The following is a 15181-nucleotide window of genomic DNA, read 5'->3' as shown; positions in this document are numbered from 1 at the left end:
GGTGAGACGCGAGGAGCTGCTCTCCCCTCCCGAGCGCCGAAGGCGCTCTGTAGAACGTGTTTCCACCTAGTCTCGCTCGGCGCGCCCCGCCCCGTTCACCCTTTCGGCGGCTCGAGCCACGCCCGGGCGACGAACGCTCTCGATTCCGGCGCGCATTGCGCTACAATCTGCGAAATGTCGCGCCCTTCCTCCGCAGATTACGCCATCACGCCGCAGATTTTGCTGCGGGCCTATTCGATCGGCCTTTTCCCAATGGCGGAAAGCGCCGAAGAGGAGCAGCTCTTCTGGGTCGACCCCCAGGAGCGCGCCATTTTCCCGCTGGATGCGTTCAAGGTCTCACATTCGCTCGCCAAGACGATCCGATCGGATCGTTTCGAGGTGCGGGTCGATACGGATTTCGACGCCGTGATCGCGGCTTGCGCGGCCTCCGCGCCCAAGCGCGAGAACACTTGGATCAATTCCGAGATCAAGCGGCTCTATCGCAAGCTGTTCGACATGGGCTTCGCCCATACGGTCGAATGCTGGCGGGATGGAAGACTGGTCGGCGGCCTCTATGGCGTCTCTATGCGCGCCGCCTTTTTCGGCGAGAGCATGTTCCACCTCGAGACCGACGCCTCCAAAGTGGCGCTGGCGCACCTCGTCGCGCGGCTCGTCAAAGGCGGCTTCCGCCTGCTCGACACGCAATTCATGACCACGCATCTCGCCTCGCTCGGCGCGATCGAGGTCAGCCGCGACGCCTATCATGCTCTGCTGGAGCAGTCTTTGTCGGTCCCTGCCCGTTTCGCCGCCTGGCCGGACGACGCGCCCGTTCCCGGCCGCGAGATCGTCGCGATTCTGCGGCCGGAGCCACAGCTCAGAACGGAAAAGGCGAAGGCGCCGTAGCGGGCGCCGGCTCCTGCGCGGGCTGCTTCTTTTTCTTCTTCTTGGGCTTTTCGGCCGGAGCCGCGGCCGCTGGCTCGGCGCTCTCCGGGGCCTTCGCGGCCTCCGGCGGAACCGAATCGCGCGGGCCGATCGGCGCGGCCTCGACCGGAACGGGCGCGACCGGCTCGACCTTGCGAGAGCGGGAGCGCTTCTTCTCCGGCGCAGGGGCGGCAGTGGCCGCCGCCGCAGGATCGACCGCCGGCGCCTGAACGATCTCCTTGCCGCCGCGGCAATCGACCAGCCAAACGTCATAGACCGGGTGCTCGACGCCATGCAGGCCTGGGCTCGCTGCGAACATCCAGCCGGAGAAAATCCGCTTGGCGTCGTTCTTCCCCGTGTCCTGCTCGTCGACCTCGACGAAGCTCGTGGTCTGCGGAGCCTCGGTCTGCGGACGCGTGTTGCAGACGCGCGGCGTCACCTGAAGCGAACCGAATTGCACGGTCTCGTCTATGGCGACGTCGAAATTGATGATCCGGCCTGTCGTCTTGTCGAGCCCGGCGAAAATGGCGGTGGGATTGCGTATGGGATCCGCGGCCGCCGCGCCGAGGCCGACGAGGAAGGCGGCTCCCGAAAGAGCGAAACGCAGGCGGAAGCAGCGGGAGATCATATCGGCTCTCGTTTCCGATCTCTGGCTCGGGCCAGCCGCCCGCGCCTCATGCGCCGTCGTTGAATAGGAAGAGCGTGGCGGATCGATGGTCGCGGACAGGGCCGCGACCGTCTCGCCTCAAGCCTCGGGGGTCCAGGCCTGATAGTCGCCGCCGGCGGGAGCGCGGCGGCCCTCGGCCAGGATCGAGCCCGGCGGATGATAGGCGGCGGAGGTGCCGGTCAGATTGGGGCGATAGGTCAGCTCCCATTCCTTCGGCTCGTATTTCTCCTGCGTCGGCGGCGTGTCGACCGTGTGGTGCAGCCAGCCGTACCAGCCGGGCGGCGTCGCCGAGCCCTCGGCATAGCCCTTATAGATGACCCAGCGGCGCTCGAAGCCGAGCGCCTTGTCCTTCTTGCCGCCTCGGCGGCGGTAATAGACATTGCCGAACTCATCCGTCCCGACGCGCTCGCCATAGAGCAGCGTCCACAGGCCCGTGCTGAGCGTCGCCCGGTTCCACCAGGTGAAGAAGCGAATGATGTAGGACATGTCGGAAGCGTCCAAGAATGTTTGCGTGGCCCCTTATTGCGTCAAGACAGCGCAATGTCCAGTCGGGCGCGCCACTTCCGCTGCGTGGGCTTTGCTTTTGGCGCGAAGTCGTAGAAAAGGAGGCATGTGACAGAAAGACGACAGCTGTCGCGCCGCCAAGGCGCGCCGCAGAGAGCTGAAACCATTGGCTTCCAGCTCTCGTGGACAAGAGCCACGCGTCGAAATTCCAAGGGACGGCCGCATGATTTCCAAAGCCTCGAGGCTCATTCTTCACGCCGCTCTGGCGGCGATCCTTTCAGTGGGGAGCGCGCGCGCCCTCGATATTTCCGGCGCCGGCGCGACTTTTCCCCTGCCCATCTACGCCAAATGGGCGCAGAGCTATTCGAAAGAAACCGGCAATCGCGTCAATTATCAATCGATCGGCTCGGGCGGCGGCATCCGCCAGATCAAGGCGCGGACAGTCACTTTCGGCGCCTCGGACCAGCCGCTGAGCGCCAAGGAGCTCGACGCAGCCGGGCTCATCCAATGGCCGCAAGTGGTGGGCGGCATCACCCCCGTCGTCAATCTGGACGGGGTCGGCTCCAATGAGCTGGTCCTCGACGGGACCACGCTCGCGCGCATTTTTATCGGCGAAATCAAGCTCTGGAACGATCCGGCGATCCACGCGCTGAACCCGAAGATCGCTCTGCCGGCGACGTCGATCGTCGTCGTGCACCGCTCGGACGGATCGGGCACGACTTTCTGCTTCACCCACTATCTCTCCCGCGTCTCCGCCGATTGGAAGGCGAAGGTGGGCGAGAACGTGGCTGTGGAATGGCCGCTCGGCCTCGGCGCCAAGGGCAATGAGGGCGTCGCCAATAATGTCGCCACCGCCAAAGGCGCGATCGGCTATGTCGAATTCGCCTACGCCAAGCAGAATAAGCTCGCCGCCGTCAGCCTGGTGAATCGCGACGGCAAGATCGTCGCGCCGGGCAAGGAGAGCTTCGAGGCCGCCGCCGCCAATGCCGATTGGGCCGGCGCGCCGGGCTTTTTCCATCTGCTGACCGAGCAGCCGGGCGCGGGCTCCTGGCCGATCGCGGCGGCGACCTTCATTCTGCTGCCGAAGCAGCCGCAGGATGCGGCCGCGGCGCTGGAAGCGCTGAAATTCTTCGACTGGGCTTTCTCCAAGGGCGCCGCGGCGGCCGAGGAGCTGGATTTCGAGCCCATGCCAGCCTCCGTGGTGACGCTGATTCGCAAGAGCTGGGCGGCCAATGTGAAGGATGCGAATGGAAAACCGCTGCTGAACTGACCATAAAGGTCGGCAGCGGCCGCGCGCGGCCTATTCGCACAGGAGCGGCCGATGACGCAGACGATCTCCACGAGATGCTGCGTGGTCGGCGGCGGCCCGGCGGGGCTGATGGCGGGCTTTCTGCTCGCCCGCGCCGGCGTCGAGACGATCGTCCTCGAGAAGCACGCCGATTTCCTGCGCGATTTCCGCGGCGACACGATTCATCCCTCCACGCTTCAGCTGATGTTCGAGCTCGGCCTGCTCGAGGATTTTCTGAAGCTGCCCCATCGCAAGGCGTTTCAGCTCTCCGCGGTTTTGGGAGACCGTAAATTCGTCGTCGCCGACTTCCGCGGCCTGCCGACCTTGTGCAAATTCGTCGCCTTCATGCCGCAATGGGATTTTCTCGACTTCATCGCCGGCGAGGCGAAGAAGCTGCCGAATTTCCGCCTGTCGATGAAGACTTCCGCAGAGAGCCTGCTCGAGGAGGGTGGCCGTATCGTCGGCCTGCGCGCCGAGGGGCCGGAGGGGCCGCTCGAGATCAGAGCCGATCTCACCATCGCCGCGGATGGGCGGACCTCGCGAATGCGCGAATCGGCGGGCCTCGCGGTCGAGGATTTCGGCGCGCCGATGGATGTGCTGTGGCTCGAGCTGCGGCGCAAGGCGGATGATCCGGATGAGACCTTCGGCCGCGTTGCGCCGGGCCGCATGGTGGCGATGATCGAGCGCGGCTCCTATTGGCAGATTGGCTATGTGATTCCAAAAGGCGGCGCGCTAGCGCTGAGGAGCCGGCCGATCGGCGAGTTTCGCCGCGCCCTGGCCGACAGCGTTCCCTTTCTCGAGGATCGCGTCGAGGATTTGCGGGATTGGGAGGATGTGAATCTGCTGACCGTGCAGGTCGATCGGCTGAAGAATTGGAGCCGGCCGGGCCTACTCTGCATCGGCGACGCGGCCCATGCGATGTCGCCGATCGGCGGCGTCGGCATCAATCTCGCGATTCAGGATGCGGTGGCGACCGCCAATCTCCTCACCGAAAAGCTGCGCGAGGGGACGCTGCGCGACGAGGACGTCGGCGCCGTGCAGAAGCGCCGCGAGCTTCCGGCGCGGATGACGCAACGGCTGCAGCTCTTCATTCAGAATCGCGTGATCCGTAACGTGCTCGCCGCGGACCGGCCCTTCGAGCCGCCGCTGGCCTTGCGGCTTTTGGATATTTTCCCGGCGCTACGGCAATTGCCGGCGCGGCTGATCGGCCTCGGCGTCCGGCCGGAGCACATCAATTCATCGCGCGGATAAAAGCGCCGAAGGCGCGCGGGCCGTCGCCGGTCTTGGCCTTGGCGATCACCTTCAGGCTATCGGCGGCGATCGACCAGAACTCATTGGTGAACCAATTGGCGACATAGATCGTCTTGCCGTCGCGGCTCGCCCCTATGCCTTCCGGATATTCGCCGACCTTCACCTGCGACACCGACGCGAATGTCGAGAGATCGAAGACGCTGACCGATTCGGCATATTGATCGGTGACGAAGCCCCTGCCCTGCGCCAGCGCCACGCAATAGGGCCGCTTGCCGACCTTCACCGTGGCGATGACGCGCCGGCTCGAAAGATCGACGACGCTGACATCATCCGATTCGACATTGGCGGTGTAGGCGCGCTCGCCCTTGGCGTCGATGGTGACGCCGAAGGGATGACGGCCGACATCGAGCTCGCCGAGCTTCTCGAAGGACGCCGCATCGACGAAGGCGATTTTATTGGCGTCGCGAATCGCCACGAGGATCGTCTTGCCGTCGGGCGTAACTGCGACGCCGGAGGGCGTGACGCCGACCTTCGCCGTGGCGACGACGCCCGCTTCGGGATCGACCGAAAAGAGCCGCTGCTCATACATATCGGCGACATAGACGCGCTTGCCGTCCGGTGCGACGGCGAGGCCGAGCGGACCGCCCTCCAGCGGAATCTTGCGCAGGACGCGACGCTCGCGCGTGTCGACGACGGAGAGATATTTGCCCTCCGGGCTCGTCACATAGGCGCGCGCCCCATCCGCCGAGACGGCGACGCCGGCCGGCTTGCCGCCGATCGCCAGAGTCGCGACGGGCGCCATGGTCGAAAGATCGACGATGGTGAGATCGCCGCTGCCCTGATTGGTGACGAAAGCCTCGTCCGCTCCCGCGGGCGAGGCGAGAGCGAGCCCGAGAAGGGCGGCGCGCGCCGCCCTGCCCCAGGATGCAGAGATCATTTGCCTTCGACCTTGGCCTTCAGCGAGGCGAGGCCGGCCTTGTAGAGATCGCCCACCGCCTTCAGCGCGGCCTCGTCGGAGAGCTCCGGCGGCGGATCGTTGTTCGGGAAGCCGCGGTAGAAGGCGCCGCGCCATTCGACGACGCTCTTGTCGCCCTGCGGCTTTATCGTGATCGTCGAGGAGTAATTGTTCACCGGCAGGATCTTCACATCCACCTTCTCGATGCGATAGGCGAGCGAGAAGTCCTTGGCGTCATATTTGGTGAGCAACTCGTCGATCTCGCCGCCATTCTTCAGCGTGATATGGCGAGTGGCCTTGTCGGGCGTGTTGTCGCCCGTTCCTTCCGTCTTGGCGACGGGGGGCAGCCAGCTCAAATCCTGGAAATTGCCGACGATGGCCCAGACCTTCTCGGCCGGAGCCGCGATCTCGATCGTCTCCGTCACCTTCTGGCGCGAGGGGCCGTGGGCGAGCGCGGCCGACGAAGCCAGAGCCGCGAGCGACAAGGCGGCCAGGAAACCCCGGCGCGCGACGACGAATGACATGACTACCTCCTGCAGGGCTTTTTAGGCGCCTATTGCCCCGGCGCCGCCGGCGCGCAACTAACTCCTCCGCGCCCTGCGGCGTCAAGACTCCCGATCTCGGCGGGCGGAAAATCCCGCCATAGGGCGGCAGAGCTCCCGGAGAGGCGACAAAGCTTTCGGCGAGGAATGAGGCGCCGCCCGCCGGCCTGCTCGAGAATCGCGCTCCGATCCCCCTTACGTAAAGCCCGGCTCACGTCGAGCCCGTTGTCCAGAGCGCGACTCGGCTTTCCCCATTATCCACGGAATTTTGCAAGATATTGTCTGATTATTTATTCCTCACACTACATCTTGACGCCCATGGAAGAGTGACGCACTGTGCCGGGGTCTAATGACGCAGCGGCGGATGATCGAAAAAGCTGGTTCTCGCGCGCCCCGAGCGGGCGGCGCGACGCTTTTCGGCAGCCTAAGCTGCGCCTCGTCGCCGCGGCTATCCGCCGCGCTGCGGCCCGACCCCCGTATCTGCGTTTCCAGCCGACGTAGAGTCCCTGCCAAAACGAGCTTGTCGCGACCGACTCATCGGCCGCGATCGATTCACCGCGCGCAATTTTCGAGGATCGAAATACGATGAAGATCGAGCGACGCCACACGACCGCCGGCCAGTCTCCCTATGCGGATATCGAATTTCGCGCCGCGCGCAGCGAGATCCGCAACCCTGACGGCTCGGTGGTGTTCTCGCTCGAGAATATCGACGCGCCGGCCGATTGGAGCCAGGTCGCCGTCGACGTGCTCGCGCAGAAATATTTCCGCAAGGCCGGCGTGCCGGCGCGGCTGAAGCGCGTCGAGGAGCATGAGGTTCCGAGCTTCCTGTGGCGCTCTGTTCCCGATTCTGAGGCGCTCGCCCTTCTGCCCAAGGCGGAGCGCTATTCCTCCGAGACCTCGGCGCGCGAGGTGTTCGACCGTCTCGCCGGCGCCTGGGCCTATTGGGGCTGGAAGGGCGGCTATTTCGACTCGGAGGAGGACGCCTCCGCCTTTCAGGACGAGCTGCGCTACATGCTGGCGCGCCAGATGGCGGCACCCAATTCGCCGCAATGGTTCAACACCGGCCTGCATTGGGCCTATGGCGTTGACGGCCCCAGCCAGGGTCATTTCTATGTCGACTACCAGACCGGCAAGCTGACCAAGTCCAAGACCGCCTATGAGCATCCGCAGCCACACGCCTGCTTCATCCAGTCGGTGGAGGACGATCTCGTCAATGACGGCGGCATAATGGATCTTTGGGTGCGCGAGGCGCGCCTGTTCAAATATGGCTCCGGCACCGGCTCCAATTTCTCCAAGCTGCGCGGCGAGAAGGAGAAGCTCTCGGGCGGCGGCTCCTCCTCCGGCCTCATGTCCTTCCTCAAGATCGGCGACCGCGCGGCGGGCGCGATCAAATCCGGCGGCACCACGCGCCGCGCCGCGAAAATGGTGGTGGTCGATGTCGACCATCCCGATATCGAGGCCTTCATCGACTGGAAGGTGAAGGAGGAGGAGAAGGTCGCCTCGCTCGTCGCCGGCTCCAAGATCGTCAAGAAGCATCTGAAAGCCGTGCTGCGCGCCTGCGTCAATTGCGAGGGGCCGGGCTTCGACTGCTTCGACCCCGAGAAGAACCCCGCATTGAAGCGCGAGATCAGAGCCGCGCGCCGCGCCGAGGTGCCGGACAATTACATCAAGCGCGTCATTCAATTCGCGCGTCAGGGCTATAAGGACATTTCCTTCGACACCTATGACACCGATTGGGACAGCGAGGCCTATCTCACCGTCTCCGGCCAAAACTCCAACAACACCGTGCGCGTCACCGACGAATTCCTGAAGTCGGTGGAGACGGATGGCGATTGGACGCTGACGCGCCGTCTCGACGGCAAGCCGTCCAAGACGCTGAAAGCCCGCGAATTGTGGGAGAAGATCGGCTATGCCGCCTGGGCCTCGGCCGATCCCGGCATTCAGTTCCACACGACGATCAACGACTGGCACACCTGCCCGGCCGGCGGCGCCATACGCGCCTCCAATCCGTGCTCGGAATATATGTTCCTCGACGACACCGCCTGCAATCTCGCCTCGCTGAACCTGCTGCAGTTCCGCGATCCGCAGACGAAGCGTATCGACGTCGACTCTTATGAGCACGCCGTGCGGCTATGGACCGTCGTGCTGGAAATCTCGGTGCTGATGGCGCAATTCCCTTCGCGAGAGATCGCGCAGCTGTCTTACGAATATCGCACGCTCGGCCTCGGCTACGCCAATGTCGGCGGCCTGCTGATGTCCTCCGGCATCGCCTATGACAGTGAGGCCGGCCGCGCGATCTGCGGCGCGCTTTCCGCGATCATGACCGGCGTCGCCTATCGCGCCTCGGCGGAAATGGCCAAGGAGCGCGGCCCCTTCTCGGGCTTCGAGGCCAATCGCGAAGCCATGCTGCGCGTCATTCGCAATCACCGCCGCGCCGCCCATGGCCAGCGCGCCGGCTATGAAGGACTCGCGACCGCGCCCGTGCCGCTCGACCACGCCGCCTGCCCCGATGCGGCGCTCATCGCCCGCGCGACCCGCGCCTGGGACGAGGCGCTCGCGCTCGGCGAGGAGCATGGCTATCGCAATGCGCAAGTCTCCGTCGTCGCGCCGACCGGCACGATCGGCCTCGTCATGGATTGCGACACCACCGGCATAGAGCCGGATTTCGCTCTGGTGAAATTCAAGAAGCTCGCCGGCGGCGGCTATTTGAAGATCGTCAATCGCGCCGCGCCGGAAGCCTTGCGCGCTCTCGGCTATAGAGAATCCGAGATCGCCGAGATCGAGGCCTACGCCGTCGGCCACGCCTCGCTCTCCAACGCCCCGGCGATCAACACGACCTCGCTGCGCGCGCGCGGCTTCACCGACGAGAAGATCGAGACGGTGGAAAAGGCGCTCGCCTCCGCCTTCGACATCAAATTCGTCTTCAACAAATGGACGCTCGGCGCGGATTTCCTCACTGGCGCGCTGAAGGTTCCGCCGGCCGCGCTCGAGGATGCGAGCTTCGATCTGCTCACCCATCTCGGCTTCTCGCGCCAGGACATCGAGGCCGCCAATGTCCACATTTGCGGCGCGATGACTCTGGAAGGCGCGCCGCATTTGAAGGCGGAGCACTATCCCGTGTTCGATTGCGCCAATCCCTGCGGGCGCACCGGCAAGCGCTATCTCTCGGTGGAGAGCCACATTCGCATGATGGCGGCGGCGCAGCCCTTCATCTCGGGCGCGATCTCCAAGACGATCAACATGCCCAATGATGCGACCGTCGAGGATTGCGAGGCGGCCTATCTCCTGTCCTGGAAGCTGGCGCTGAAGGCCAACGCCCTCTATCGCGACGGCTCCAAGCTGTCGCAGCCGCTCTCCTCGCAGCTCGTCTCCGACGCGGACGACGAGGCGGAGGAAGTCGCCGAGGAGATCCTCTCCGCCAATGCGCCGGCGCGCGCGGCGGCGATCGCCGAACGCATCGTCGAGCGCGTGGTGCATCAAGTGGTGCGCGAGCGCGAGAAGCTGCCGGATCGGCGCAAGGGCTACACGCAGAAGGCGGCCGTCGGCGGCCATAAGGTCTATCTGCGCACGGGCGAATATGTGGACGGGCGCCTCGGCGAGATCTTCATCGACATGCACAAGGAAGGCGCCGCCTTCCGCAGCTTGATGAATAATTTCGCCATCGCCATCTCGCTCGGCCTGCAATATGGCGTGCCGCTCGAGGAATATGTCGACGCCTTCACCTTCACGCGCTTCGAGCCCGCGGGCTTCGTGCAGGGCAATGACGCGATCAAGAACGCAACGTCCATTCTGGACTATGTGTTCCGCGAGCTGGCGATCTCCTATCTCGGGCGCAACGACCTCGCCCATGTGTCGCCGGAGGATATCGGCCATGACGTGCTCGGCAAGGGCGAGCATGAGGGCAAGGCGCCAGAGAGCGCATCGTCGGTCGTCTCGAAAGGACTGCTGCGCTCCAAGACGGATCGGCTGATGCTGGTGCGCGGCGGCGCGACGGCGCTGCGCGAGAATGTCACGGAAGAGGCGGAGCAGCCTTTGTCCGAGCTCGGCTGGACCGCGCCGACGCGCCCGGTGGAGAGCGTCGCCGACAAGCGCGCCGAAGCGCGGATGAAAGGCTATGTCGGCGAAGCCTGCCCCGAATGCGCGAATTTCACGCTCGTGCGCAATGGGACATGCCTGAAATGCGAGACCTGCGGAAGTACGACTGGGTGCAGTTAGGTATTCCGAGTTGATCGATCGAGGCGAGGCGGAAGCCCCGCCTCCTCGGCGACGGAAACCCAAACTCTCTGCAAGGCTAAAAACAGACTCAGACTTCCAGAACCGCCAGCGCGCGTCGCTGGCGGAATTGCGCCAGAGCCCGTTGAAAAGCCCCTCGCTCCTCACTTGCCGGCGCGCAGCGTTCTGGTGGGCGACGGCAAACCTCACAGCCACACGAGAAGCAGGATGCACGAAACCGGCGTCCATCAAGAACGCCCAGTGATGCCTCAGCTTGTCAGAAATTCAATGCCGCCGCATGTTTGCTCTAGAACCAGAGGCTATCGGAAATGTATTAGCATAACGGCCCCACCACTTACTAAATGGTAAAACAACATGCACACGCTTCTTGATCAAATCGAAGCCTCTCTCGAAATAAAGCAATATTATCTTTCGTTGTTCACAGCTCTTTGCATTCCAGATATTGCAGGCGCTTTGAGTTCCGAAAATGGAGAAGCGACTGGACGGAAATATGCAGATTGGTATGAGAAATGGGCTCGCCCAAGGTGTAAAGAAATAAAGCTCGCTTCAATTCCAGAACATGCTCCAGATTCAGTGCGTCAATTTATAAGTAAACAGAAATTCGAAAATCCATTTACCGGCGATAACTGCTATCTATTTCGCTGCTCGTTACTTCACCAAGGCAGCTCGCAACATCAAAAAAATCCATACACTCGCATTTTATTTGTCGAGCCGCAATCTACAAGACAAAAAATAGGTGCAGATGTATCAATGCATTATGCAACTATTAAAGATGCATTATGTATCGATGTTGACCTGTTCTGCAAAGAAATAACATCTGGAGCACGATTGTGGCTTGATAATATCAAAGCGGATCCTAATTACATCAGGAATAGTAAGCGATTTGCCCGCCGTTATGACAATGGCCTATCGCCGTACATTGATGGGATTCCTGTTGTTAGCTAAATTGTCCAGCCAAATGCTCCAGAGCTAAGCACGCCCATCTACGGCGTTCCACGCGCCACGCTCTGGGGCACGATCTTAAGCTCTCCTTCGCGGTCTCCATACCGACGCCAATTCGGCGAGCGCATCGGCAATTTCGCGTAGGCTCCACCCGCCTCCGGACACACGCCCCCCGATCCGGTATTCGCCTGTCAAAGCGAACGGAAGCGATTCGCCCCACCGTCACAACGGCCTTCGCTCCCACACCGCTTTCTCGCGGCGTAGTGACTGCCCACGCCTCCATAACGAAATGAAAGAAAGCCGCGCCTCGACCTCACGCAAAGATTCGACATATCAATTCTTGCAAACAAAGAATTGATACAACAATTCTACGCTGAAATCGCGAATGTTTACGTAGATTGACTCTCATTTGTTCATTCTATACACATCAGCCACCACATCGAGCGCGTCTCAACGCGCGCTCGATATCGACCTCTCATGGATTATCGATGGTGTGCTACTTCCTACCTGATGCCGAACGTCTGTCGATGCAAGGCTATGCTCCAGTCGAGCACGTGCCCGTCCTGTTCGACGCGGACTTCCGCTATTGTCGCGTGCACAATCGCTATCTTCGCGAGCGGGCGCGCGGCGAGTGGCAACCAGACGAGGGCGCGGACATGATCCGATGCCACCGCCCGGCCGCGAAAACCGTCCAGAACGTAGCGCGGCATCTCGGGGTGTTGGTCGATTGGTGCGCGCAGGCGGGCAAGGACTGGCGGACCCTGACATACGACGACGTCCTCGATTTCCAACATGGAATGACGAATGGGACATGGTCGCTTAGCGACAAGAAACTGTCGGCAGAGACAGCGAATCAGCGCGCCGACGAGGCGACCAGCTTCCTTCGGTGGGCCGCCGCCAGGAATCTGCGCGATCCTTTCGAACTCAGATTCACTGTCAAGCGTCGCCCGATACACACCGGGAGATCGTCCGCGTCGACGATCGCCACCGTTCGCGTTCGCCTCGGTCGCTGCAAGAAGTCACACACTCGTCACATCGCATCCGTCGCGCTGCTGCCCCAGCCCGAACAGATACGCACGTGGCTCCAAGAGGTGCTCAGAATCCGCGGCCGGGCAAAACACCTCGCCTGCAAATTCGTTCTCGAGACCGGCGTTCGAAAGGAGGAGCTCGCTGCGATCGAAGAGGGGCAGATCCCAACCGCACCGCAGCTAGACGCTCTCCATGGTGGGGTCGCAACATATCCCGTCACGCTCGAGGTGACCAAGGGCGGACGCCCGCGCACCATCCTCGTCGCCGTCGAACTCCTGCGCGAACTGCGGAGATGGATCGACGGACCGCGGCTCAAGTTACGGCTGCTGTACAAGAAGAGGACCGGCGACGATCCCAGCCAGCGACTCTTCCTTTCTGATTCCAAGGGCTACGAGGGCACGCCGATCTCGGGCGACACGCTGTATCGAACGTTCCGCAACGTGAAAAGCGGCCTAATCAAGTGGCATCCGCATTTCGCGCGGCATACGTACGCATGCTTTTATGTGATGGCCACGATCCGCATGGAAGCCGGCGCCAAGTCGCTCGAAGAGATGGGCGTCGCATGGATCAAATCGCGAAGCGAATGGCATTTGAAGGTGCTACGGGACCAACTCGGGCATCTCAGCGAAGAGACGACCGAGATCTATCTGCGCTGGCTGATGACGACTGCTGGCGTCGCGAATACCGCAAGAGAATGGCACACATTCCTTTCCGGCGACGAGGATGCAGAAGCAGAAGCAGAGGCGGAGGTCGAGCCGTGAACGAGACGCTCCGCTTCTGGGTGATCCCAGACAACGACGTCCGCTATGAGGTGGATCTCTCTGAGTTCGCCGTCGGCGCCACCGCCGAAGACACGGATCCGAGAGGTAGAAGCGGTTGGAAAGGCGACTATCAGGGGCGTCCGCTCTTCGCCGAAGAGGCCGCAGATTATTTCCGAATTCGTCGGCCAGCTAAGACAGAGAGTAAACGTTTCGCATGGATACTTCGCACGTTTTTCCGTTTCCTCGATTCGATTGACCCGAAAGGCGAGATTTCGAGCTGCCTACATCTGGTGGATGGACACGGTATCCTCTGCAAGGAATGGCTGAGAGACCGAAGTTCAATATATAGAGCAGTCAAGTTGGTGGTCGATGGCTTACGGCAAACGAACGGCGCCTCCGCACTCTTCTGGCCGACCCCCAAAAGGGAAGAAATCCCTACATCCGATTCGATCGACGAAAAGGCCGTGCAGTGTGTGTACACGGCCTTGAAACGAGAGGCGATGGCAATCAAGGCGATGCTTCGCGAAGGCGAAGCTTTAGCGGACATGGGAAGGGATCCTCGCGGGAGGGTTTCGGCGCCGAATACCGCGGCGTGGGACTCACCGGAAAATCATGCTTGGTTGATTAGGGAACTTACTCGTGAACAATTGCCGTCAAAAAATGATTTCTGGAAGCTAAGCGCGCATGGCCTCAATAAGGCAGCGAGCATTCGGGGACCAGCATATCTAGCGCCCTGCATGAGCATTCATGGATGCGAGGGCATTGTTGGGAAGTTGAGATGGTTTTTTTTGGGAATGCAGGACCTGATGGTCTTCTTTTGGCTGTTCATTTTCGGTACCGGCTGGAATGCGTCGACGACCCTCGCGTTGGACGTCTCTCGCGACGATCTATGGTGTGAGGATCATCCCCATCAGCCCGACCGATTTGCCGTTATTCAGTCGTTCAAAGCGCGTTCCGACAAACATGTTTTCGCGCTCTCGCTCAAACAACCCGAGTGGCACCCTTATCGAGTCTTGCGCTGGATCATTGAGCGAACCGAGCCTTTGCGACGAACGGCGCGGGCCCGTCTCGAGGATGCGAAGCGAGCCTATTCGCGCGAGGAGACGCAGGAAAATGCACGCGATGTCGAAAGACTCGAGGCTATCGTGCGGAGTCCGTGGCTGTATCAAGGCGCGGGAAAAATCGGCGAAATCAACCGCCTCGAGGACCAAGATATTGATCGCATCAACAACCTCGTGCGAGCCGTGGTCAAGCGGCATAAACTCGGCAATAGGTTTTCGTCGCTGCGGAAGATGACCACCAGCCACGCTCGCGACGCATGGATCGGTCACGCCTACGTTCAAAGCGGCTATAGTCTTTTTATCGCGCGCATCGCTGCACAGCACGCAGATTCAAGCAGCCTCAAGCATTATATTCGCCGTCATCGTTACAGAGCGCACAGTGAACAAATTGTTCGTCGGGTTCAGAACGCGATGTTCTCCGAAATCGGCGCAGGTCGTCCGCTCGAGCCGACGCGACTCCGCCTGCTCGTTATGAACGGCGAGGTTACTCCCGATCAAGAAGCGAGGCTACTGGATAGACGCAATAGAACGCGGCTCGGCATGGGCTGTCTGGATCCCACCCGGCCGCCGCCAGAGGTTGCTCCCGATCATGTCGATGGCGCGCTCTGCCGCATCCAACGCTGCACCGGCTGCCGCCACGGTGTTGTGTTCGAAGACAGCCTCGAACCGCTGACGCGGGCAAAAGCCGAACTCGTGTTTTTGAAGCGGCAGATTCCTCTCACATCGTGGCTCGGCACGTCGTTCGACGACGAAGAGCGCTCATTGGACGCGATCTTGGAGCTATTCGCGCTCCCCGAGCGTGTCGAGGCTCTAATCCAGACGTGGCTCGCGCGTTTTGAATCGGGACAGGCTATTCCGCATGAAGTCTACGCGTCGTACTAACTCGGTTGCCTCCCGAGAGAACGTCTCCAGAGAGAAATGGCTCGGCAAGATCGCCAGCTCGATCGGCGACACCGGCACTCTCGGGAAGCGTCCCTGGTCGGAAGTCCGCGAAATCGAGTTTCTACCGGGCATAAAAATCGGTTGCGCCGCCTATGTCGTGCCTCAA

At 62.0% G+C, this 15181-nt stretch carries 11 protein-coding genes; 7 read left to right on the top strand and 4 right to left on the bottom strand.

Annotated elements, in window-relative coordinates; translation table 11 throughout:
• Positions 1-174 precede the first annotated feature (174 nt).
• Positions 175-882, top strand: a complete 708-nt coding sequence (aat, locus tag A1351_RS07505) for a leucyl/phenylalanyl-tRNA--protein transferase (RefSeq protein ID WP_024879761.1) — start codon at positions 175-177, stop codon at positions 880-882.
• Here aat and A1351_RS07500 read toward each other — a convergent pair.
• Together A1351_RS07500 and A1351_RS07495 are read right to left on the bottom strand one after the other, a co-directional pair.
• A complete protein-coding gene (locus tag A1351_RS07500) occupies positions 854-1528 on the bottom strand; it encodes a DUF2155 domain-containing protein (RefSeq protein WP_064032673.1) in 675 nt (224 codons plus the stop codon). The two genes, aat and A1351_RS07500, sit on opposite strands and share 29 nt — an antisense overlap.
• Positions 1529-1645: 117 nt before the next feature.
• The gene (locus tag A1351_RS07495) at positions 1646-2053 is read right to left on the bottom strand and encodes an NADH:ubiquinone oxidoreductase subunit NDUFA12 (RefSeq protein WP_024879759.1); all 408 of its coding nucleotides are present in this window, start codon (positions 2051-2053) and stop codon (positions 1646-1648) included.
• Positions 2054-2294: 241 nt separating this feature from the next.
• Between A1351_RS07495 and pstS the strand changes: the two genes are divergently transcribed.
• Both pstS and A1351_RS07485 read left to right on the top strand, forming a co-directional pair.
• On the top strand, positions 2295-3341 hold the full coding sequence (pstS, locus tag A1351_RS07490; protein WP_024879758.1) for a phosphate ABC transporter substrate-binding protein PstS: 1047 nt from the start codon (positions 2295-2297) through the stop codon (positions 3339-3341).
• 51 nt (positions 3342-3392) lie between these two features.
• On the top strand, positions 3393-4610 hold the full coding sequence (locus A1351_RS07485) for an FAD-dependent oxidoreductase (protein WP_064032672.1): 1218 nt from the start codon (positions 3393-3395) through the stop codon (positions 4608-4610).
• Here A1351_RS07485 and A1351_RS07480 read toward each other — a convergent pair.
• The gene (locus A1351_RS07480) at positions 4591-5547 is read right to left on the bottom strand and encodes a hypothetical protein (protein ID WP_064032671.1); all 957 of its coding nucleotides are present in this window, start codon (positions 5545-5547) and stop codon (positions 4591-4593) included. The two genes, A1351_RS07485 and A1351_RS07480, sit on opposite strands and share 20 nt — an antisense overlap.
• A complete protein-coding gene (locus A1351_RS07475) occupies positions 5544-6089 on the bottom strand; it encodes an SRPBCC family protein (RefSeq protein ID WP_026598499.1) in 546 nt (181 codons plus the stop codon). The genes A1351_RS07480 and A1351_RS07475 overlap by 4 nt, the downstream gene beginning before the upstream one ends.
• 603 nt (positions 6090-6692) lie before the next feature.
• On the opposite strand from A1351_RS07475, the gene A1351_RS07470 reads away from it, so the two are divergent.
• From A1351_RS07470 to A1351_RS07460, 4 genes are all read left to right on the top strand, one after another.
• Positions 6693-10322, top strand: a complete 3630-nt coding sequence (locus A1351_RS07470; RefSeq protein WP_064032670.1) for a vitamin B12-dependent ribonucleotide reductase — start codon at positions 6693-6695, stop codon at positions 10320-10322.
• 372 nt (positions 10323-10694) lie between these two features.
• Positions 10695-11285 carry a hypothetical protein gene (locus tag A1351_RS23840; protein ID WP_083967216.1) on the top strand — a complete coding sequence of 197 codons (591 nt, stop codon included), beginning with the start codon at positions 10695-10697 and terminating at the stop codon, positions 11283-11285.
• Between the two features lie 485 nt (positions 11286-11770).
• The gene (locus A1351_RS07465; RefSeq protein WP_083967215.1) at positions 11771-13072 is read left to right on the top strand and encodes a site-specific integrase; all 1302 of its coding nucleotides are present in this window, start codon (positions 11771-11773) and stop codon (positions 13070-13072) included.
• On the top strand, positions 13069-15015 hold the full coding sequence (locus A1351_RS07460) for a hypothetical protein (protein WP_083967214.1): 1947 nt from the start codon (positions 13069-13071) through the stop codon (positions 15013-15015). The genes A1351_RS07465 and A1351_RS07460 overlap by 4 nt, the downstream gene beginning before the upstream one ends.
• Positions 15016-15181: the final 166 nt, after the last annotated feature.

Origin of the sequence: Methylosinus sp. R-45379, assembly GCF_001644125.1 — a bacterium.
In the GTDB taxonomy this organism is placed as follows: Bacteria; Pseudomonadota; Alphaproteobacteria; order Rhizobiales; family Beijerinckiaceae; genus Methylosinus.
Note: the sequence above shows the minus strand (reverse complement) of the source record. Positions and strands in the feature narration are given on the sequence as shown.